Source organism: Flavobacterium sp., assembly GCF_017744675.1.
In the GTDB taxonomy this organism is placed as follows: Bacteria; Bacteroidota; Bacteroidia; order Flavobacteriales; family Flavobacteriaceae; genus Flavobacterium.
Genome location: NZ_JAGIAV010000003.1, coordinates 129,172 through 151,131, shown reverse-complemented (window position 1 = coordinate 151,131; position 21,960 = coordinate 129,172). Strand labels below are relative to the sequence as shown.

The following is a 21,960-nucleotide window of genomic DNA, read 5'->3' as shown; positions in this document are numbered from 1 at the left end:
ATCACATAGAGGAAACACATTGTGGACATACGTTGCGTAGACGCACTGCGGTGCGTCTCTACAGATATGCTTGTGGTTAAAATAAATCTGCGTATATCTGCTTCAATCATATCAAATCTGCGTGAAAAAGAATTGCTCGCAAAGTCACAAAGTCGCGAAGTTTTTTTAGCCACAAATTATTAAGATTAAAAGGATTTTAAAAATCTCCAAAATCTGCGGAATCTGCGAGAGGAAAAATTGCTCGTATGATTTTGCACATTGTCGATATACGTTGCGTAGACGCACTGCGGTGCGTCTCTACAGATATACTTTGGGTTTATTTTTTTATATGAAACAAATTTTATCCGCAGACAAAAAAAAACAAACCCCCTACGAAAAATCGCGGGGGCCTGTCCTGACTATAACAATTCAAAAAAAAATTAAAATTTAATACTTATCGTGCTTCCATCTTTTATCACTTTGTTGACTACTAACTTATTATTGCTGCTTATTTTTACTCTTAAATCTTTTCCTTTTCTTTCAACCGCTATATCAAAATCATTTTCAAAAGCGTGAATCTGATTTAACTTCATAACATTCCAAGATTTAGGAAGACGAGGCGTAAAATCGAAACTGCGCAAACTTGTCGGACGAATTCCGAATAAGCCTTCTGTGAAAATTCGGCAATACAAACCGCTTTCAGCCGAGAGATGACGCTGATCTCCTTCAGGATAAGCTTCTACAGGATAAGGCACGTGATCTCCTAATAAACGTCGGTTCGAATAATAATGTAAAAAGTCTAGCGCTTTATCAGTTTCTCCTGCGGCAAGTACGCCTCTTAAAGCATATAAAGTAGAACGATCCCAGAATATTTTATCTCCTGCAATGCTTGCCAAACCATCTTTTGTCCATAATCTTGGGGAGAATAAGGCATCAATGGTTCCGTTTTTTCGATCGTAAATTCCCATAGTAAGCGGTGTGCAAATCCAAGCTCTTAAAACATCATTTTCTTTGTAGTATTTATAAGTTTCAAAACCTTCGATTTTGGCACCAAAATACTTTTCAATTGCAATTTTTAATTTTTGAGCTTCAGTTTGATAAGTTTTAAGCTGTGCTTCATTTTTGCCTAAAGCTTTACCCAAATAAACCGCTGAATTTAGAGCATCATAATACACAGAGGAAGTATTAAGATTGGCTTTTCCTGCTGGCAGGCGTCCTTCAAGTTCATCAGAATCGGAAGCTACAACACCATCAGCATTTATTTTTCTGTGGCAGTATTCTAAACACCATTCGATTAATGGCCAAAGCTGTTTTGCTTCGTCTGTATTTCCTCTAGAAAGTGCATAACGAGCCGCTCCATAAGCAATCATAGCGCCATCGCCACGATCTCCTGCGCCAGCCCAAATGTCTGTTCCTTCAGCTACAATTGAACTTGGAATAGGTTTGTAATCCTTGTTCATGAATTTTGCAAATTGAAGATAGGCATTCAATGAGGCTTGATTTCCATATTCGTAACCCAAATAAGGAAAGAACGGACCAATATATTCGGCCTGATCGTTTGCCCAAATAGCAGCATAGTACGATTCTCCTCCAGGGCCATGCATAGGTCCGCCTTTGGTTTCAAAAATACTTTCGGCAGCTCTGATTTTCGCGAAAGCAAATTCGGTATTCAAAACCTGATCTGGCGTTTCTAAAATCAATTTGCTCCATAAATCATGAATTAAAGCTATACGCTTGTTTTTTTCATCTTCTGCATTTACAACTGGAGCAGCTTCTTTTGTTTTCGTACCTGAATAAAAAACAGAAAAAGTAAGACTTTCATTTGGCTTTAAGTTAAAACTTCCATCATTAAACAATTGTACATGAATATCGTAACTGCCTTCCGTTCCTTTTGCTGGATCTGAAGTATAAACTGCATTCGATTTCGGAATTTCTACGTTACAGCTTTTTTCAGAAGTATTTTTGATGGTATAAATTTCATTGTAACCGGCAATTGCTGTAGAAGGAAAAAATTGTCTTGTAAGTTCAAGATTATTGGTTTTGCTTTTTACTAATAATGTTCCGTTAAGGGTAAGCGAGACGGTTTTTTCTGCTCCAATTGGTTTGTAGTTGACGGTTACAAGATCAAAAGCATCATGCGCAAACTGACGTGTTAAGCTAGCATGCGTATTGTTAGGAATGGTTCTTAGCATTGGCCAGACCAAACTGCGGGTTGCATGAAAAGAACCATCAGCCGCAACGCCGTATCTTAAAACACAAGAGATTTTTTTTCCGCTCATTTCGATATGGTCGTCATGCGGAATTGTATTGTTTATTTGCCACGAAATAGAACCATCAGTGTTAATCTGCCAACGCTGATCGTCTTGCGAAAATGCGGTATGGCTCATAAAGCAGAAGGTAGTAAGGGCGAATAAGATCGGTTTAAGCTTTAACTTCATTGCGTTTGTTTTAAATTATGCATCCATCATATTAGTAGTATAATGAATGCGTTGTTTTTAGCGGCAAGCTACTGTTGTTTTCTGACTAGGATTAACAGGTGTCTCAACAATAGTGTAAGAGTTTCCTTTGTTATCTTTTGCATGAACGGCTGTAGCCTTTTTGTTGTTTATAAATATAGAACTATAATTCCCACGAAACATAGCCCTCCATTGTATAAGTTTTTCGCCTTTGTTGTGTAGTGTTGTTGTTTGGTTTTCGTGTTTTACAAATAAGGTTGTATTTAACACGGGTAAATTGTCGACCTCAGAAATGCTCTCTTTTTTTCCGCGATAGATTGTTGTTATTGCGTTTTGTGATGCATTTGGCTCTATTCCCATGCAGCCATGTATAATGCCTTCAATTACTCCGTATGAAACTTCGGGGTATTCTCTTCTTTCGGTTTTAAGATCGGTTAGATGCAAAATGTATTCGTAAGCCTTATTTTCGTAACCATATTTGTAAAGGAGGAAAGGAAGATAAGAAGCATTTTCCACATTGCTTTTGCCAGAAATAATATGATCGATTGTGCTTTTTGTTTTGTTTGCATCAGACAAAGCGTCGAACCACAACAGAAAAAGTTCGCCTGCATCTTTGCTAAATTTTCCATCTGCAGTATAAATGACATTATAGGCCAAAGCCGTTTTATCCCACCAGACATTTTCGATTTGCTCTTGATATTTTGCTGCTTCTTTTTCAAAGAAAACTGCTTTTTCAAACTGTCCTTTTTCTTTCAAAATAGCAGAATAGGAGAGAAGACCTCGATAAATGGCCGCCACTAAATCCACTCCCATTTTTAAACCTGGAATACCTTCAGAATAAGAAGCTAATCCTCGGCAACTATGAAAAGAATCTTTGATATTAAATGGTTTTGGAGTATTTAAAAACTCGGGTCTTGATAATAGTGATTCTGATTCGAGTTTCCAGCGTTTGATATATTCTGTTGAAGATTTTTCGAAGAAATTTTCAAATTCAGGATTTTTAATATATGCTTCGTCACCTGTCCATAAATACAATCTCCAGCAGGCAAAAATCACATCAAAATTACTGTTGAGATTGTACCAGAATTCTTTATCGTTTCTATAATCTTCTGGAGCAGGTTTTCCGTATTTATTAATTTCCCAATACGAGCACCAGTCTTTGCTTTCTGAAATATTTTGGGCAAAAAGAGAAAGCATATTTTTATTTTCCTTATGCAAACCTAAGATTTCGGCACCAATGCTTTGATGGGAAACATCTCTCATGCAAAATGCAGCTCGTGAAGGAAGTGCCGCTTCATACCATGGTCCAACAGGATCGCTGGAATCTCCTTTATAGCTCAAAGCCATTTTTTTGGCACGTTCAAAAGCCAGTTGAAGCGCAACATCTGAAGATTTGAAAGTGACTGTTTTTTGACCGAAGGCATTTAAAAAGAAACAGCAATTGACTAGTAAAACTATAATATGATTTTTCATAAAGCTATTTAAAAGCAAACCCATTCTAAGACGGGTTTGCTTATTGATTTAATTTTTAATTATAACCAGGATTTTGAGGTAATCCCGTTCTGTTGATTTCATCCCTCGGAATAGGCAATAGATAGTGTTGGGGCTTGAAAATTCGTTCCTGAACTTTGGAGTATTCATAGGTTTTAGATCCATCACTATTTTTGGTAATAATTACGCCCATTAAAGGTTTATTCTCTGTTATTTCGGCAATTTTCCAACGGCGAACATCATAATAGCGGAAACCTTCCAAACATAATTCTACTTGTCTTTCGTTGCGGATTTTATTCTCTAAACTTGTTCCAGTTAAACCTGACAATGGATTTGTGATTCCTGCACGCTGTCTGATTAAATTTAGGTATTGAATCGCAGCTCCTTCGTTACCTAGTTTAAATTGTGCTTCAGCATAATTGAGATAAATTTCTCCCAAACGTGAAATGATCCAAGCCTTGTTTGTCTGTGTTTCGTTATTGTAATTGTATGTGGTATCACAATATTTACGGAAGGTGTAACGTGTTTTACTAGCATTCCAAGTATCCCATCCTTGTGGCGAATCTAAACCGCCTTCATAAAATTCTGCTTTGTTTGAGCTTCCTGCATCGTAACGATCTTGGAAAAATTCAGGTTTTCCGTAAGCACGTCCGTCGTATACAATATTTTTATAAAAACGAGGATCTCTGTTTACATACGGTTTTTGAGGATCATAACCAGATGTTGGGTCGCTAATGTCTTTTCCATCAGCTGTTCCATAAGCATCGATATGGCTTTGGCTTGGGGCAAAGTTTGCCCATCCGTGAAAACCACTTGGCGAATTAAACATTTCTACACCATTAAAAGCGCTCCATTGTGGATCTTTACTAGACAAACGACTGAAAATGATTTCTGAATTATTGGTTGTAAAAAGATCTTCATACTTTTTGTCGTATAACGAGTAAATATTCAAATCCATAACTGCTTTTGCTGCATCTGACGCTTTCTTCCATTTGCCAAGATCATTTGTCGGATTCCATTGCGGACTTGCAGCATAAAGCAACGCTCTAGATTTTATAGCAAGAGCGGCTCCTTTGGTAACTCTTCCAAGGTCTTTAGGGGTTAAAGGAAGTAAATCGGTAGCTTTGTCCAATTCTGCCACGATAAAATCAACGCATTGATCGTAAGAACTGCGATCTACTTTGAAATTGCTGTTTAAGTTAAACGGTTCAGTCACTAGCGGAACTCCACCATAATCGCTAATTAGTTTAAAATACGCGTATGCTCTTAAAAAAAGCACTTCGCCTTTTAATCTGTTTCTCCAAGCCTCATCACCAGGGACATTATCAATTCGGGACAAAAAGATGTTACAGTTTTGGATGGTCGCATAAGTAGGTTTCCATGTATTGAAATCTCCTGCATTATCTGGTGTAAGTGCTCCAGAGTTAAGATTCCATACATCATAATCATTAAAATTATTAAAAGCTTCATCGCAGGCAGTTGATAAAATCCAGCTTCGGTTTGTTCTGTCATTCCAATTGTGCTGCGTGCTTGGCAAAACTGCATAAAGATTATTAGCAAAAGCTTCTGTAAGCTTCAAGTCATTCCACACATTTTCATCAGTGTAAGAATCCAATGGCGCTTTGTCTAAAGGATCTTCGCTGCAAGATGTTATGGCAATAGCGGTAGCAAAAAGAGCAGCAGCAATAACAGCTTTCTTTTTTATATTTAGTAGTGTATTGATTTTATAAGTTTTCATGTCTTGATCTTTTTACCTTGTTATAATTCAATGCTTACACCGATTCTGTAAATACGGGTTTGTGGATAAATTACGCCTGTTCTATTGTTTGTTTCAGGATCTAAATTGTACTGTTTCATGTGGTCAATAGAGAACAAGTTGGTTCCTCCAGCATAAAATCGTGTATTTAATATTCCGAATCTTGACAATACTTTTTCAGGTAAAGTATAAGAAACCTCTAAAGATTTTAATCTAAAGAATGAAGCATCTTTTAACCAAAAGTCGGCATCGATATTGTTTCTTGGATCAGAGTCATTGAAAGCAACTGGATATTTAGAATTTGGGTTATCAGCAGTATATCTATCGTCGTATAACCATTTTGGCGGTGCAACAATTGCTCCTTGAGCTTGTGGCAATATCATTTGTCGTGCTTTTGCCTGTCCTGTCCAAAGCATGTCTACAGAAAACCCTTTGTATTCAGCGTGCATCGGAATACCGTAAGCAATTTTTGGCGTAGCAGACATAGGGATTCTAACTTTATCATTAGAAGTGATGCTTCCATCATTATCGGTATCTTTTACCCAAAGATCTCCAGGTTTTGCTCCTTCAAAATGAGGAGAATTATCAACTTCAGCCTGAGTGCGGTAAATTCCGTTTGTTTGGTAAACTAACCAAGAGTCAATAGCTCTTCCAGTTGATTTTTGCCATGCTGGAATATTTGCCGCTTCATCACGAAACAACACTTCACTTTGAGCATAAGTAAAATTAAAACCAATATTATATTTAAAACTGTTGATGTTGTCAGCATAATTAACAGACCAATCAGTTCCTCTATTTACAGTTTTTCCAATGTTTTCTTTTGGAAGAGATAATCCTGTATACAATGGTACAGAAGCATTTCTTGCTGCTAAGATGTCTGATCTTTTATTGCTGAAATAATCAAAAGTCGCCGTTAGTTTATTGTGAAAGAATGCAAAATCAAAACCGATGTTTTTAGAGTCTTGTATCTCCCAAGTAATATTTGGATTTGGAGTAGAAGAAAGATAAATACTGTTGTTTAAGGTGTAATCTGATCCAAAGTAGCTGTAAAGCTGTTGATCTGTTGTTAACTGATATCTTGTCAAGAAAAGATATTGGTTAAGATACTCAACTCCATTAATAGTCTCTCTCAAATCGTCGTTACCCATTCTTCCCCAAGAAGCTCTTATTTTAAGCTGGTTAATCAATTCGATGTTGTTTTTGAAAAAAGGTTCTTCAGATATTTTCCAACCCGCACTTATAGCAGGAAACATACCCCAACGAGTTGAAGAAGGGAAATTGAATGATCCGTTGTAACGGGCTGAAACTTCTGCAAAATATTTATCATCAAAATTGTATGCCACTCTTCCAAGGAAACTTTCACGTCCGTCTTGATAAGCGCCTCCAGTAGCATTTTGTCCTTTGGTGCTTCCTGTAAAAATCTGATCCAATTGATCACTTAATAAATCTCTTCTATAAGCATAGGTTTGGGTTTTGTCCATTGTAGTTTGCTCATATCCTACAAAAGCATTTACAGAATGTTTATTGAATTTACGATCGTAAGCTAGTTTTGCGAAATACGTATTTTGATTCGCAATTCGCTCATCTTGCATTACACTCGTGATGCTTGTGCTATTTTTTACGTTATTGTAGCTGTCGTTTGTTTTGTCATACGAATAAGCATCCCAAGGTTTTGTAAATCTTTTTTCGCTACGCACATTATAGTCAAATGCAGCATATCCGCTAAGCGATAATCCTTGCGTTATTCTTGGCAATTTCAACTCAAATCCGATTTTTGGGTTCACAATTAAGTTTACCACATGGTCGTAACCTGCCGAAGGAGACGACATTAAAATTGGATTTCGACCGTTTGTAATACCAGATGAGGGTAAACCGTTTTTCCAGTATGCAGGAATAAAAGGGTACATACTTACCGTTTCATGCATAATGCTTCCAATGCTAACTGCTGGATAGTTTCTGTCTTCTTTACGAGTAGCGATATCTAAGTTTACTTTAAAATTTGAAGTGATATTAACATCAATGTTAGATCTCAAATTGAATTGTCTGTATCTCTCGTCGCTATATCTAAGATTACTTTCTTGGTTTAAATATTGCCCAGAAAAGAAATATTTCACCTGCTCGTTACCTCCATTTACAGAAAGAGAAAGATTGGCTTGTGGAGCATCTTTTCTGTAAACTTGCTTTAACCAGTCTGTGCTAGTGTAATTAGGATCATTTCCCGCTTTATATTTGTCTATTTCAGCCTGAGTATACGGCAATGTGCTTCCTTTATGAGCATTAAGTTCATTGTAGTAAGTCATGTATTCCCATGAATTTACTCTTTCGCTCATTCTAGTCAATTGCTGAATTCCATAAGAGCCGTCTACTTTTATAGTTGGAGCGCCAATTTTACCTCTTTTGGTTGTTACCAGAATTACTCCGTTTGCAGAACGAACGCCATAAATAGCTGCAGAAGCATCTTTTAGAACTGTTACAGATTCGATATCATCTGGATTGATCCTATTCAAATCACGGTCTGGAATTCCGTCTACAACGACAAGCGGACTTGTACCACCGCCAAAGGAATTGAATCCTCTAATTAAAAGGCTAGAGCTATCATCACCTGGTCTTCCAGAGCGGTTATTGGCGATTACTCCAGACATGCGTCCGGCAATTCCGTTTGATACGTTTGCAGATGCATTTTGTGTTAAAACGCCTCCTTTAATCGATGCAATAGCACCAGTAGTTGAGGCCTTTTTTTGCGTTCCGTATCCTACAACGACAACTTCGTTCAAAGTCTGGTTTTGTTCTTCAAGCTGAATGCTCGCGGCTTCACTTGCAGGAATTTCTTTTGATATAAAGCCAGTGTACGAAAAAACAAGAATACTGTTAGCATCAGGAACTTCAATGGTAAAATTACCATCAAAATCGGTAACAGCAGATATTTTTGTGCCTTTTACCAAGATGTTTACTCCTGGAAGAGGTTCGCCTTTTGAACCCGTTACTTTTCCTTTTATTAATTTGTCTACGATAACAGATGCACTCTTGCCTTTTGTTAAGGCCAAATTGCTGTCAATTTTAGAAGAAAAATTTGTGTCTTTTAACTCAGCTGCAAAAGAAACTTGCAAAGTCAGTGCCAGTAAGGCTCCAGATGTTAGTTTGGTGATCTTCGATGTCTCAGAAGAAAGCCAATCTTTTGTTGGTTTTTGTTTGGTCATGTTTTTCAGTGGTTTTGTTAGTTAGTAATTTATTCTCTCGTGGTCCAGTTTTTATCTTTTTCATTTTTAACAAACAAAATGTCTTGAGCCTCTGCAAATTGCTTTATGAAAAAGGATAAATGTGAAATCCAAAAGTATAAATGTTCTAAACTCACACATACCAGTACCTACTAGTTTTTTTGAGATATGTGTAAAAAACAAGACTTCTTTAAGATAATATAAAAAATAAAGTGGGTAATATATGCATAAAACACAAAATGCACTAGTTTTAATAAATAAGTAAATTTTTTCTTAGTTTTTATTTTCGATTTTGGTCTAGCTTATTTTTAGGATTAATTTTTTTGAAAATGAATTAGAAGTTGAAATGCTAAAAATTATTATTTTGATTTTTAAAAGTGGATAATATAGTATCAGAATTTTTTTTGCGTAATAATTTTCGATTTTTTTACTACTATTCTTTTTTTAACCATACCAGTCGGTAATTTAGGCTAATATGTAAGAGTAAGCTTGCATATATTTCTTCTTATTTTACGATTAAAAACGTTTTTTAGGTAATAAAATATCAGAATCGATAAAAAGTGGTTGAAAATTTATCAAAAGCCCATTTTTAAGAGTCCGCTAAATTTCATCTTTAAAAAATAAAACGGTAGGAAGAAATAGACATTCAATTATATTTTCTACTTTTGAATTTCATTTCTTCATAATATAATGGTGTATTAGAGCCAAAGCCATTCTCCTTATGAAATTGTATACAATAGCTGTTTCTATATTGGTAGAATCAAATGAATTTTTTCTCGCGGTTTAATTGATAAATGTGATGTTCGGAGTTTTTAAATGAATTGCATTCCAATCTTATACGATTGTATTGTATTCTTTTTAAAGCTCCAAAAGAAACCATTATTTATATTAATTAAATTTTTATGAAAAAAGTAGTTACTTTATTAATTCTCACCATTTTCTTTTGGGAGGCTAATGCACAGAATGATCCTATCGCAATTGAAACCCACAACACGGCTTTAATTTTAAAAGTGGCAAAAAATGGATTGTTATATCAGTCTTATTTAGGAGCAAAATTAGAAGCTTCGTCATACCAGACCATTTCAAAAGAAAGCGACAAATCATTTGTAATTAATGATGGGAATCCGTTGGTCAATTTAAGACATCTGGCTTATCCAACTTACGGAACCGATAATTTGTTTGAATCTGCCATACGAATAACACACAATGATGGAAATCCTGCTTTACAACTAGTTTATGTAAGCCATCAAACCAATAAAATAGACTCAAATACAACTGAGACGATTATAAAGATGAAGGATCCAGTTTATCCTGTGCAAGTGACATTGCATTATAAAGCTTTTTATAAAGAAAATGTAATAGAACAATGGACCGAAATTGAACACCATGAAAAGAAACCTGTAATGTTATACAACTATGCATCGTCGATGTTGCATTTTGATGCAGACCGTTATTGGCTGACTCAGTTTCATGGAGATTGGGCAAAAGAAGTTCGAATGCAGGAAAGCGAACTCACTAGCGGTGCTAAAGTAATCGATTCTAAATTGGGAGTAAGAACCAATATGTATCAAACGCCCGTTTTTTTCTTAGCATTGAATGATAAGGCGAAAGAAAATACAGGCGAACTTGTTGCAGGAACCATTGCTTGGTCAGGAAATTTTAAGTTCACTTTTGAATTAGACAATAAAAACTCGCTTCGAATTAGTTCTGGAATCAATCCGTTTGCTTCAGAATATAGCCTTCAGCCTGGAGAAGTATTTACGACACCTTCTTTTATTTATACTTTTTCGAATAAAGGAAAAGGTCAGGCGAGTAGAAATTTGCATTCTTGGGCAAAAAACTACGGCGTAAAAGATGGAGACAAACCACGTTTAACTTTACTGAACAATTGGGAAACCACTTTTTTTAATTTTGACGAAAAGAAATTAACTGAAATGTTTGAAGACGCTAAAACTTTGGGCGTTGATATGTTTTTATTGGATGACGGCTGGTTTGGAAACAAATATCCAAGAAGTGGCGATAAATCGGGTTTAGGAGATTGGCAACCGACAAAAACGAAACTGCCAAACGGTTTAGGTTTCTTGATCCAGCAAGCAGAAAAAACGGGAATTAAATTCGGAATTTGGATTGAACCAGAAATGGTAAACCCCAAAAGTGAACTGTACGAGAAGCATCCGGACTGGATTTTGAAATTGCCAAATAGAGAAGAAAGTTATTATAGAACACAATTGGTTTTAGATTTGTCCAATCCGAAAGTGCAGGATTTTGTATTCAAAACTGTTGATGATATCATGCAGACCAATGGCGGAGTAGCTTTCTTTAAATGGGATTGCAACCGAATGATGACCAATGCATATTCGACTTATTTAAAAAATCAGCAGTCGCATCTGTTCATAGAATATACGAGAGGTTTATATAAAGTTTTGGAGCGAATTAAAACAAAATATCCAAACCTGCCTATGATGCTTTGCGCGGGCGGCGGCGGAAGAACCGATTATGCATTCTTAAAATATTTTACAGAGTTTTGGGCAAGCGACAATACCGATCCGTACAACAGAGTTTTTATTCAGTGGGGATATTCGCAGTTTTTCCCAGCTTTTTCGATTTGCAATCACGTAACCTCTTGGGGAAATCAATCAATCAAATTCAAAACAGACGTTGCCATGATGGGTAAATTAGGTTTTGATATTAATGTAAAAGAGCTGAAAGAAAAAGAATTAAAATATACTCAGGATGCAGTTGCCAATTATAAAAGATTAAGTCCGATAATTTGGCATGGAGACTTGTATAGAATTATTTCTCCTTATGAAGACAGTCGTGCTGTTTTGATGTATATTAACGAATCGAAAAGTAAAGCAGTTTTATTTTCTTATACGCTTCATCCGCTTTACGATCCGCAATATAATTTGGTTCGTTTTCAAGGTTTAGATGCCAATAAAATGTACAAAGTAGAAGAAATCAATTTAATGCCAGATGCCAAGAAAACGCTAGAAGAATCTGGCGAATCTTTTAAAGGTGATTTTCTAATGAATGTGGGTTTAAGAGTTTCTTCGTCAAAAGTAGAATCAAGTGTCGTGCTTGAAATTACAGAAGTGTCAGGGAATTAAAGAAGATTTATTATAAAGTAAATCAGCTGTTTGATCTCGTTAAGATGAGATTAAACAGCCGTTTTTTTTCACGCAGATTGAAAATGATTGAAGCAGATTTATACAGATTTTTTATCTTAACAATCTGCGAAAAAAAACTTTGCGGCTCTGCGACTTTGCGAGCAATTTTTCTCTCGCAGATTTAGCAGATTTTTTTTGATCTGCTTTAATCATTTAAAATCTGCGTGAAATATTTATGCATAATGTATTTACAAATTAAGCTTTCGATACTGCAAAGGAGAAAGCTGTTTCAGTTCCTTAAACTTTCTATTGAAGTTAGAAATATTATTAAAACCACATAATTCTGCAATTTCAAGAACTGATAATTCCTCATTATTCGACAATAACTTTGCAGCTCTCTCAATACGAACTTCAATAAGAAATTGAAAAAAAGACTTATTAGTACGGACTTTAAAATACCGGCAAAAAGCGTTTTTGGTCATACTCGCAATCGAAGCAATTTCGTCGAGTGTAATGTTTTTATGGAAATTCGTCATAACATATTCAAATACAATCTGCATTCTTTTTCCTTCATTGTCCGTTATTTTCTTTTGATACAAATAATTAGAAAGCGGTGTATATTCAGATGTCGAAAGCCATTTTAAAATATCAAGGAACAATATAAAACGCGTATAACTGTCGGCTTTTTTTAATTTCTTAAAATACTTGACTACTTTTTTCGGTGCGTTATGAATAATGAACCCGTTCTTGCTGTTTTCTAGAATAGGATGGATGTTTCGAAAAGTAGGCAATTCGAAAAAATCTCTTCCGAAAGAATTGAAAGTAAAAAATAAAGTACGCATTACAGAAACTACATTTTCCTGAACATCACTTCTAAAAACATGAGGCAAATTACTTCCAATTACCAATATATCTCCTTGATGATATTGCGAAATAGTATCACCAGCAAAAACAGCACCTTCACCTTTTTCGATAAAACTAATTTGAATTTCTTCATGCTGATGCAGTTTATCATAAAAGGATACTTCTATATCTTCTTGATAAATAAGGGGATCTTCTCCAGATTTTGGAATTTTAAATGGAAAAACTTTCATATAGTGGTTAGTTAGTTACTACCAAATATATTGTATTTGATTAAAAAAATGATGCTATAATGTTCTGTTTTTTAAGTTTTGTCTTTATATAGGGTAATATAATATCATTTTGTGGTAATTTTTGAAGACTCCGCTCTGTTGTTTCTGGATAATTTTGGCTTATATAAAAAATTAAAATTATGAGTATTCAATGGAATGGCGTGATGCCGGCGGTAACTACAAAATTTACTGCAGATGATAAATTAGACTTCAACATGTTTGAAGTTAATATGAAGGCACAATTAGATGCTGGAGTATCAGGTATTATTTTAGGCGGCACTTTGGGTGAAGCCAGCACACTTTTGGAAGAAGAAAAAAGAGAATTAGTGAAACATACCGTTTCGCTTACAGATAATAAAGTGCCTGTAATTATGAATATTGCAGAGCAAACTACAAAAGCAGCCATTTTGGCAGCAAATAAAGCCGAAGAAGATGGAGCAAAAGGATTAATGATGCTTCCTCCAATGCGCTACAAAGCATCGGATTTTGAGACCGTAACTTTTTATGCCGAAGTGGCAAAGAATACTTCGCTTCCTATTATGGTTTATAACAACCCTGTTGATTATAAAATTGAAGTTACTTTAGACATGTTCGAAGAACTATTGAAATACGATAACATCCAAGCCGTAAAAGAATCCACAAGAGATATCTCTAATGTTACTAGAATGATTAACCGTTTTGGAGATCGTTTAAAAATATTATCAGGAGTAGACACTTTAGCTTTAGAAAGCTTATTGATGGGGTCTGATGGTTGGGTTTCTGGATTGGTTTGTGCTTTTCCTCAAGAAACAGTAGCTATTTATAAATTGGCTAAAGCCGGAAGAATAGAAGAGGCTTTAAAAATCTACAGATGGTTTTTGCCTTTATTAGAATTGGATATTAACTCATTCTTAGTACAAAATATCAAATTGGCAGAAGTAGCAACAGGAATCGGTACCGAAAATGTTCGTGCTCCGAGATTGCCATTGCAAGGAGCTGAAAGAGAAAAAGTCCTAGCGATTATTGCTGAAGGATTACGCACAAGACCAACTTTGCCAGACTATAAAAATTTATAACAGCATATTGGCAAGATTGGCTTTTTTAGTCGCAGCCTCTTCTCGGTCCTAGCACCAGTCTCAGTTAGAATCTTTAGGGGCGATTTCTACTAAGGTTGCGACCGAAAACTGCGACTCAAAACATTCATTTATAAGATAAAAACATGATTACAGGAAAAAATTATATAGGAAGTCAGCTTAAAGCAAGCGGTTCAAAAACCTTAAAAACGTTTAATCCGTCATTGAACAAAGAAAATCCGTGGGTTTTTACAGAGGCAACTCAGGACGAAATTGAGGAAGCGGTTACTTTGGCCAATCAGGCATTTGCGAGTTATAAAAAAAAATCAGGTCTTGAAAAAGCAAATTTCTTAAATGCGATTGCAGACGAAATTTTAGCTTTAGGAGACAATCTTTTAGAGCAATATTGTACAGAATCTGGTTTTCCAAGAGGCAGAGCAGAAGGAGAACGTGGTCGTATGATTGGCCAGCTAAAAGCTTTCGCCGAAATGCTTACAGAAGGAAGCTGGGTTCAGGCAACTATAGATACTGCAATAATTGACAGACAGCCTGCACCAAAAGAAGACTTACGCAAAATGTTAGTTCCTCTTGGACCAATTGTGGTTTTCGGGTCTAGTAACTTTCCTTTTGCATTCTCTACAAGCGGAGGAGATACAGCTTCAGCTTTGGCTTCGGGTTGTCCGGTTATTGTAAAAAGCCATTCTATGCATATCGGAACAGGTGAGATGGTAGCTTCGGCTATTATAAAAGCAGCACAGAAGACCAATATGCCCGAAGGTGTTTTTTCTAATCTTATAGGAGACGGAAGAACATTGGGAACAAGTTTAGTTAAACACCCATTGGTAAAAGGAGTAGGTTTTACAGGAAGCATTAAAGGTGGCCGTGCATTATGCGATTTGGCCGCACAGCGTCCAGAGCCAATTCCAGTATTTGCCGAAATGGGAAGCATAAATCCTGTGGTTCTTTTGCCAAATGCTTTGAAAAAGAACAGCGAGAAATGGGCGACAGCTTATGCAAATTCTATCACTTTAGGAGCAGGACAATTTTGTACTAATCCAGGTTTATTATTAGCTTTAAGAGGTGACGAACTAAATGAGTTTGAAGAAAATCTTAATGAAGCTATAGAAAAGATTCAGCCGGGATGTATGCTGCATCCGTCTATATATGCTGATTTTAACAGCGGAATTGCTAAGATAGAAGAGCAGAACGGAGTTTCGAGAATTGCACAGTTTAAAGGAGAAGCAACGCCTAATCACGGCACTCCAACAGTTTTGAAGGTAGATGGTAAGGAATTTTTAGAGAATAAAATATTGCACAATGAAGTTTTTGGTCCGTTTTCTATTTTGATAGAATGTGAAAATGAAGCCGAATTAATAGAAGTCATTTCTGAATTAGAAGGACAGTTGACAGGAACAATTATAAGCGAAGACAACGAAATAGAAACTCATAAAGAGATTATTTCGGCTCTGCAAAATCGTGTGGGACGCCTGATTTTTAATGGTGTGCCTACAGGAGTAGAAGTTTGCGCTTCAATGCTTCACGGCGGACCTTATCCTGCGTCGTCAGATTCACGTTATACTGCCGTTGGCATACATGCAGTTTACAGATGGGTGAGACCGTTAAGTTATCAGAATTGGCCAAATGAATTGCTGCCAGCTGAATTGCAGAATGAGAATCCGTTGCAAATTGTGCGTACAGTAAATAATAAACTAACACTATCTCAAATATAAAATGGTAAAGAAAACTTTTTTTTGCGTAGACGCTCACACATGCGGGAATCCAGTTCGGGTTGTTGCTGGTGGCGGACCAAATCTGCAAGGTAATTCAATGAGTGAAAAACGGCAGCATTTCTTAAAAGAATATGACTGGATTCGTAAAGGGTTAATGTTTGAACCAAGAGGACATGATATGATGAGCGGCAGTATTTTATATCCGCCTCATGACCCTGCCAATGATGTTGGGATATTGTTTATCGAAACTTCTGGCTGTTTGCCAATGTGCGGACACGGAACAATTGGCACAATTACAATTGCTGTAGAAGAAGGCTTGGTCACACCAAAAACTCCAGGAATCATCAAAATGGAAGCTCCAGCAGGTTTAGTGCATATCGAATACCAGCAAACAGGCAAAAAAGTAGATTGGGTACGTCTGACCAACGTAAAATCATATTTGGCTGCTGAAGGTCTTACCGTTGATTGTGAAGAATTGGGTGAGATTGTTTTTGATGTGGCTTACGGAGGAAATTACTACGCTATTGTAGATCCGCAAAAGAATTTTTCTGGCGTTCAGGATTTTACAGCAAGCAAGATTATTCAGTACAGTCAGGAAGTACGCAAAAAAATTAATGAAAAATATCCAGACTATTTCATTCATCCGCAAAATGATACGATTCGAGATGTGTCGCATATGTTATGGACAGGATCACCTATAGATCCAACGTCTTCTGGCAGAAATGCTGTTTTTTATGGCGACAAAGCGATCGACCGTTCGCCATGCGGAACAGGAACATCGGCAAGAATGGCGCAATTGCATGCTAAAGGAAAATTGAAAAAAGGGGAAGAGTTTATTCACGAAAGTTATATTGGAAGCAAATTTATTGGAAAAGTGGTAGAAGAAACTTCTATTGGAGACATTCCTGCTATTGTGCCAAGCATACAAGGCTGGGCAAAAGTTTACGGATACAATACTATTATAATTGATGAAAGCGATGATCCGTATGCTTTCGGATTTCAGGTAATTTAAAAAATCAAATTATAGTATAATGAATCTTAGGAACAGAAAATAAATTACACCAATTGTTGAGTTATTGTTTTTTGATATCCCTTAGTTAAGACTAAGGGATTTTAAAAATTTTCAATAGAGAGGATACAATTGTTTTTCTAAGGTTTACAATATAATTAATAGTCTCAAAGAACTTTTAACGAATTAAAATTTATGAAAAAAGTAGCTGTAATTGGCGGCGGAATTATTGGCTTATGTTCTGCATATTATCTTGCAAAAGAAGGTTACGAAGTAAGCGTATTTGACGAATCTGACATGAAGAATGGCTGTTCGTACGGAAACGCAGGTATGATTGTGCCTTCGCATATTATTCCGTTGGCACAGCCTGGCATGATTGCACAAGGCATAAAATGGATGTTTGATAGCCGAAGTCCGTTTTATGTAAAACCGCGTTTAAGTAAAGATTTATTAAGCTGGGGAATGCAGTTTTATAAACATGCCAATTTGCGTCATGTCGAAAAAGCGATGCCTGCTTTGCGAGATCTTTCTTTGTTAAGTAAAGAGCTGTATCAGGATTTTGCCAAAGAAAATAATTCCTTTTTTTATGAAGAAAAAGGACTTTTGATGCTTTATAAGAGTGATAAAGTAGCAGATGAAATGCATCACGAAGGCAAAGAAGCAGAACGTCTTGGTCTTGAAGTAGATTATTTGTCAAAATCTGAAGTTGCTCTTTTAGAGAAAGGAACCAATACAAATGTAATTGGCGGAGTCCATTATAAAAGTGATGCGCATTTGTATCCGCAAAAATTTATGGCTTTTATCAAAGAAGAATTAAATCGTTTAAAAGTCGAAATCTATTCGCAAACTAGCGTTAGAGATTTTGTTTTAGAAGGAAATAAAATAGAAAAAATAGTAACCGATAAAGGGCTTTTTAGAACTGACGAAGTGGTTTTGGCATCAGGATCTTGGAGTCCTTTTTTGGCGAAAAAATTAAATATCTCGATTTCTATCTTGCCAGGAAAAGGTTATAGTTTTACTTTAAATGATAAAGAACAAAAACCTAGTATTCCGTCTATTTTATGTGAAGGAAAAGTAGCTGTAACTCCAATGTCTAATGATATTAGATTTGGAGGAACGATGGAAATAACCCACACTAAAGACAATAAAATAAATGCAAACCGACTTCAGGGAATTATAAACAGCATTAATGATTTTTATCCTGATATGAAAGTCGAAATGCCGAAAACTGAAGATACTTGGTTTGGGTTCAGGCCTTGTACTCCAAGTGGAATGCCAATTATTGCGCGAGACAAAAAAATCGTAAATTTGATCTTAGCAACTGGACACGCCATGATGGGATTAAGTCTGGCGCCGGCAACAGGAAAAATCGTAACCGAGATTATTTCTGGCAAACCAACTTCTGTAGCTACAGACAGATTTCAAATATAAAATATGAGATATAATGCGATTCCGGTTTCTTTGTTTGTAGAAAACCGAAAAAGATTTACCCAAAAGATGAAGCCGAATAGTTTGGCTATTCTAACTTCAAATGACGTAATGCCAAATAACGCAGATGATGTTATGGGCTTTGCACAAAACAACGATTTGTTTTATCTGTCTGGAATCGATCAGGATGAAACGATTCTGGTGCTTTTTCCAGAGGCATTTAAAGAAGAAAACAAGACCATACTTTTTGTAAAAGAAGCCAATGAGCATACGCTGCTTTGGGACGGTAATTTTTTAACCAAAGAACAAGCAACAGCTATTTCCGGAATCCAGAATATTAAATGGCTTCATGAATTTGAAAAGACTTTACAGCTTTTTGCTTTTGAAGCCGATACTATTTACTTAGGCCATAACGAGCACATCAAACGGGTTACTTTTGAAATGGAAACCAGACAGGACCGAATGATTAAATGGTGTAAAGAAAAATACCCATTGCATCAATACGAGCGTGCTGCAAAAATAACTCGCGAATTGCGGCCTATTAAATCTAATGAAGAAATTGATTTAATTAAAAAAGCTACGGCACTTAGCGTTGAAGGTTTTCATAGGATTTTAGAGGCAATTCGTCCAAATATAAAAGAATACGAATTAGAAGCTGAGTTGTTGTATGCTACCGTAAAAAACGGAGGAACAAGACAGGCATTTAAATCAATTGTGGCATCTGGCGTAAATGCCTGTTCGCTGCATTATAACACCAATGATGATATCTGCGAAGAGAACGAAATGGTTCTGATTGATTTCGGAAGCTGTTATGGCAATTATAATTCGGATACTACGAGATGCATTCCCGTTAACGGAACTTTTAGTCCGAGGCAAAAACAAGTTTACGAATCGGTTTTGCATTGCCTGAAAGAAGGTTCGAAATTATTGAAACCAGGAGTCTTGTCTAAAGATTACGAACTTCAAATGGCAAAATTAATTGAAACCGAGCTGGTTAAATTAGGTTTGATTACTGAAGACGAAATTAAAACGCAAGATCCAGAAAAACCCGCATACAAGAAATATTTCATGCATGGAACTGCCCATCATTTAGGTTTGGATGTTCATGATGTTGGTTTATATTCGAGACCTTTTGAAAAAGGAATGGTGCTTACTTGCGAACCTGGAATTTATATTAGAGAAGAAGGAATTGGCTGTCGTTTAGAAAATGATTATCTGATAACGGAAAACGGAAACATTAATTTGAGTGAAGCCATGCCTATTGAAATCGAAGAAATTGAAAATTTAATTAAAAATAAAAAATAAGATGAAAAAGTATTTGTTGTTTCTTCTGTTGATATGCACTTCTGTTTTTGCACAGAAAATCGATATTAACAATCTAAATTGGTTGCCTAATTCTCATTCATTTTGGGTAAGTAAAGATAATAATGTGTCGGTTTATGATGTGGATAAACTAGATAAGCAAAACACGATTTTATCTAATGCACAATTAGCTGCAGCTGGATTTAAAGGAGAAATCGAGAATTTGGTTTGGAATGACTCAAAAACAAAAGTTTTGGTTTACACCAATTCTAAAAAAGTGTGGAGAGACAATACCAAAGGCGATTATTGGTTTTTTGATTTGGCTACAGGAAGAGGAAAACAGTTGGGTAAAAACTTAGACGCATCTTCACTGATGTTTGCTAAATTTTCAAGCGATAACGAAAATGTTGCTTATGTTTCAAATCACAATATTTATGTAGAAAACATAAGTACAGGTAAAATAACTCCAATAACAACAGACGGTACAGATAAAATCATCAACGGAACTTTTGACTGGGTTTACGAAGAAGAGCTTGCTGCACGCGACGGATTTAGATGGAGTCCAGACGGAAAAAGCATTGCTTTTTGGAGAGTAGATGCAACGTCTACCAAATTTCATTATATGATCAATAATACCGATTCATTGTATCCAACAATTATTCCTGTAGAATATCCAAAAGCAGGAGAAAAACCTTCCTCGGTTAAAATCGGAATTATCAATATTGATTCTTTGCAAACCAATTGGTTAAACATTCCAGGAGAGCCTGATAATAATTATTTGGTTAGAATGAAATGGCTTAACAATGAGTCTATTATGGTGATTCAGTTAAACCGAAAACAGAACCAAGTTACGATGTACGATTGTAATGCAAAATCGGGATCGGCTAGGGTTATTTACAAAGAAGAATCGAATTCTTGGATCGATGTTTTTGATATTTCTTCGGGACAATATGATATTTTTCCTTGTCAGTTTGTAGATAATGGAAAATCCTTTTTATGGAGCTCTGATGCCGACGGATGGATGCACATTTATAAAATAAGTTTGGATGGAAAATCAAAGGAATTGGTAACCAAAACTAATTTTGATGCGTATTATAAAGCGTATAACGAGAAAACAAAAACAATTTATTTTATTGCCAGTCCAACAGATGCTACACAGCGTTATTTGTACGAGACCAATTTAAGTTCGAAAAAAACAAAAAGAGTCACTCCAGATATTTTTGACGGTTCAAACCGATATATTTTCTCTACAGATGCAGCTTATGCACAGCATACTAACGCAAGTATTTCAAGAGATTACAATCAGAGATTAATTGCTTTGTCTGGACACCAAAAGATTTATCCAAAGGAGGCAGATGTTTTTGCCGCGCCTCATAGAGATTATTCGTTAGAAAAATTTAAAGTCAAAACAGTTGATGGTATTGATATTGACGGAATCATGGCTAAACCGTTAGATTTTGATCCTTCAAAAAAATATCCAGTTTTCTTTTATGTGTATGGTGAGCCAATGGCAACAGTTGCCAATGACAGACCTTACTTTGATGATTTTATTGCTGCTTTAATCCCAAAAGGATATATCGGAATTGCAATGGATAATAGAGGAACTCCAGCGATGAAAGGAACACAATGGAGAAAATCGATTTATAAAAACATCGGAATTATCAATACGCACGATCAGGCAATGGCGGCCAAAGAAGTTTTAAAATGGAATTTTATTGATGCCGATCGTGTAGCAATTCATGGCTGGAGCGGCGGAGGTGCAGTGACTTTAAATTTAATGTTCCAATTTCCAGATATTTACAAAACCGGAATTGCAATTGCAGCCGTGACAGATCAGCATTTTTATGATAATATCTACACCGAGCGCTACATGGGGTTGCCAGACGAAAATGAAGCTACTTATATTAAGGCTTCTCCTGTAACGCATGCTAAAAACTTGAAAGGAAACTTATTATATATTCATGGTACGGGAGACGATAATGTGCATTATAAAAATGCAGAAGTCTTAATTAACGAATTGGTTAGATACGATAAAATGTTCGATTTAATGATTTATCCAAACCGTTCGCATAGTATTGATGAAGGAGAAGGAACCTCACAGCATTTGATGGATACATTTGTACGATATATCGAGAAAAATTGTCCTCCAGGAGCAAAATAGAAATTGGTACATTATAAAAAAGAAAGGAGAGTTTCATTAAGTTGAAATTCTCCTTTTTTTTTTGATTCCGTTCTTTTTGGATATACGTTAAGTGTTTGTTTTTAAAGTGTTTTTATAAAAGGAAAGATAGTATTTATGAAA

General features: G+C 35.8%; 12 protein-coding genes. 7 read left to right on the top strand and 5 right to left on the bottom strand.

What is annotated here, in order from left to right:
* Positions 1-419: 419 nt before the first annotated feature.
* From J7574_RS09385 to J7574_RS09370, 4 genes are read right to left on the bottom strand one after another with little or no spacing between them, the layout of a single operon-like run.
* Positions 420-2,417, bottom strand: a complete 1,998-nt coding sequence (locus tag J7574_RS09385) for a hypothetical protein (protein WP_290967375.1) — start codon at positions 2,415-2,417, stop codon at positions 420-422.
* A 57-nt stretch (positions 2,418-2,474) separates the two neighbouring features.
* Entirely contained in the window at positions 2,475-3,908 is a 1,434-nt protein-coding gene (locus J7574_RS09380; protein ID WP_290967373.1) for a hypothetical protein, read from the bottom strand.
* Between the two features lie 55 nt (positions 3,909-3,963).
* Positions 3,964-5,664, bottom strand: coding sequence for a RagB/SusD family nutrient uptake outer membrane protein (locus J7574_RS09375; RefSeq protein WP_290967372.1), 1,701 nt, complete (start codon positions 5,662-5,664; stop codon positions 3,964-3,966).
* 20 nt (positions 5,665-5,684) lie between these two features.
* The gene (locus J7574_RS09370) at positions 5,685-8,879 is read right to left on the bottom strand and encodes a TonB-dependent receptor (protein ID WP_290967371.1); all 3,195 of its coding nucleotides are present in this window, start codon (positions 8,877-8,879) and stop codon (positions 5,685-5,687) included.
* A 920-nt stretch (positions 8,880-9,799) separates the two neighbouring features.
* On the opposite strand from J7574_RS09370, the gene J7574_RS09365 reads away from it, so the two are divergent.
* Positions 9,800-12,004 (top strand): alpha-galactosidase, encoded by a 2,205-nt coding sequence (locus J7574_RS09365; RefSeq protein ID WP_290967369.1) that lies wholly within the window; start codon positions 9,800-9,802, stop codon positions 12,002-12,004.
* 248 nt (positions 12,005-12,252) lie between these two features.
* On the opposite strand, the gene J7574_RS09360 is transcribed toward J7574_RS09365, so the two are convergent.
* Complete coding sequence (locus J7574_RS09360; protein ID WP_290967368.1) at positions 12,253-13,098, bottom strand: AraC family transcriptional regulator; 846 nt, start codon at positions 13,096-13,098, stop codon at positions 12,253-12,255.
* Between the two features lie 179 nt (positions 13,099-13,277).
* Between J7574_RS09360 and J7574_RS09355 the strand changes: the two genes are divergently transcribed.
* The 6 genes from J7574_RS09355 (at position 13,278) to J7574_RS09330 (ending at position 21,819) form a co-directional block, all read left to right on the top strand.
* A complete protein-coding gene (locus J7574_RS09355; RefSeq protein WP_290967366.1) occupies positions 13,278-14,192 on the top strand; it encodes a dihydrodipicolinate synthase family protein in 915 nt (304 codons plus the stop codon).
* A 143-nt stretch (positions 14,193-14,335) separates the two neighbouring features.
* Positions 14,336-15,919, top strand: a complete 1,584-nt coding sequence (locus J7574_RS09350; RefSeq protein WP_290967363.1) for an aldehyde dehydrogenase (NADP(+)) — start codon at positions 14,336-14,338, stop codon at positions 15,917-15,919.
* A 1-nt stretch (position 15,920) separates the two neighbouring features.
* A complete protein-coding gene (locus J7574_RS09345; RefSeq protein ID WP_290967361.1) occupies positions 15,921-16,931 on the top strand; it encodes a 4-hydroxyproline epimerase in 1,011 nt (336 codons plus the stop codon).
* A 192-nt stretch (positions 16,932-17,123) separates the two neighbouring features.
* Positions 17,124-18,359, top strand: coding sequence for an FAD-binding oxidoreductase (locus J7574_RS09340; protein ID WP_290967359.1), 1,236 nt, complete (start codon positions 17,124-17,126; stop codon positions 18,357-18,359).
* Between the two features lie 3 nt (positions 18,360-18,362).
* A complete protein-coding gene (locus tag J7574_RS09335; RefSeq protein ID WP_290967357.1) occupies positions 18,363-19,661 on the top strand; it encodes an aminopeptidase P family protein in 1,299 nt (432 codons plus the stop codon).
* Position 19,662: 1 nt separating this feature from the next.
* Entirely contained in the window at positions 19,663-21,819 is a 2,157-nt protein-coding gene (locus tag J7574_RS09330; protein ID WP_290967355.1) for a DPP IV N-terminal domain-containing protein, read from the top strand.
* Positions 21,820-21,960 lie beyond the last annotated feature (141 nt).

What these genes read in the sequence shown, in the direction of transcription:
- J7574_RS09385 (WP_290967375.1), bottom strand. Translation starts at nt 2,417, where the DNA reads ATGAAGTTAAAGCTTAAACCGATCTTATTCGCCCTTACTACCTTCTGC.
- J7574_RS09380 (WP_290967373.1), bottom strand. Translation starts at nt 3,908, where the DNA reads ATGAAAAATCATATTATAGTTTTACTAGTCAATTGCTGTTTCTTTTTA.
- J7574_RS09375 (WP_290967372.1), bottom strand. Translation starts at nt 5,664, where the DNA reads ATGAAAACTTATAAAATCAATACACTACTAAATATAAAAAAGAAAGCT.
- J7574_RS09370 (WP_290967371.1), bottom strand. Translation starts at nt 8,879, where the DNA reads ATGACCAAACAAAAACCAACAAAAGATTGGCTTTCTTCTGAGACATCG.
- J7574_RS09365 (WP_290967369.1), top strand. Translation starts at nt 9,800, where the DNA reads ATGAAAAAAGTAGTTACTTTATTAATTCTCACCATTTTCTTTTGGGAG.
- J7574_RS09360 (WP_290967368.1), bottom strand. Translation starts at nt 13,098, where the DNA reads ATGAAAGTTTTTCCATTTAAAATTCCAAAATCTGGAGAAGATCCCCTT.
- J7574_RS09355 (WP_290967366.1), top strand. Translation starts at nt 13,278, where the DNA reads ATGAGTATTCAATGGAATGGCGTGATGCCGGCGGTAACTACAAAATTT.
- J7574_RS09350 (WP_290967363.1), top strand. Translation starts at nt 14,336, where the DNA reads ATGATTACAGGAAAAAATTATATAGGAAGTCAGCTTAAAGCAAGCGGT.
- J7574_RS09345 (WP_290967361.1), top strand. Translation starts at nt 15,921, where the DNA reads ATGGTAAAGAAAACTTTTTTTTGCGTAGACGCTCACACATGCGGGAAT.
- J7574_RS09340 (WP_290967359.1), top strand. Translation starts at nt 17,124, where the DNA reads ATGAAAAAAGTAGCTGTAATTGGCGGCGGAATTATTGGCTTATGTTCT.
- J7574_RS09335 (WP_290967357.1), top strand. Translation starts at nt 18,363, where the DNA reads ATGAGATATAATGCGATTCCGGTTTCTTTGTTTGTAGAAAACCGAAAA.
- J7574_RS09330 (WP_290967355.1), top strand. Translation starts at nt 19,663, where the DNA reads ATGAAAAAGTATTTGTTGTTTCTTCTGTTGATATGCACTTCTGTTTTT.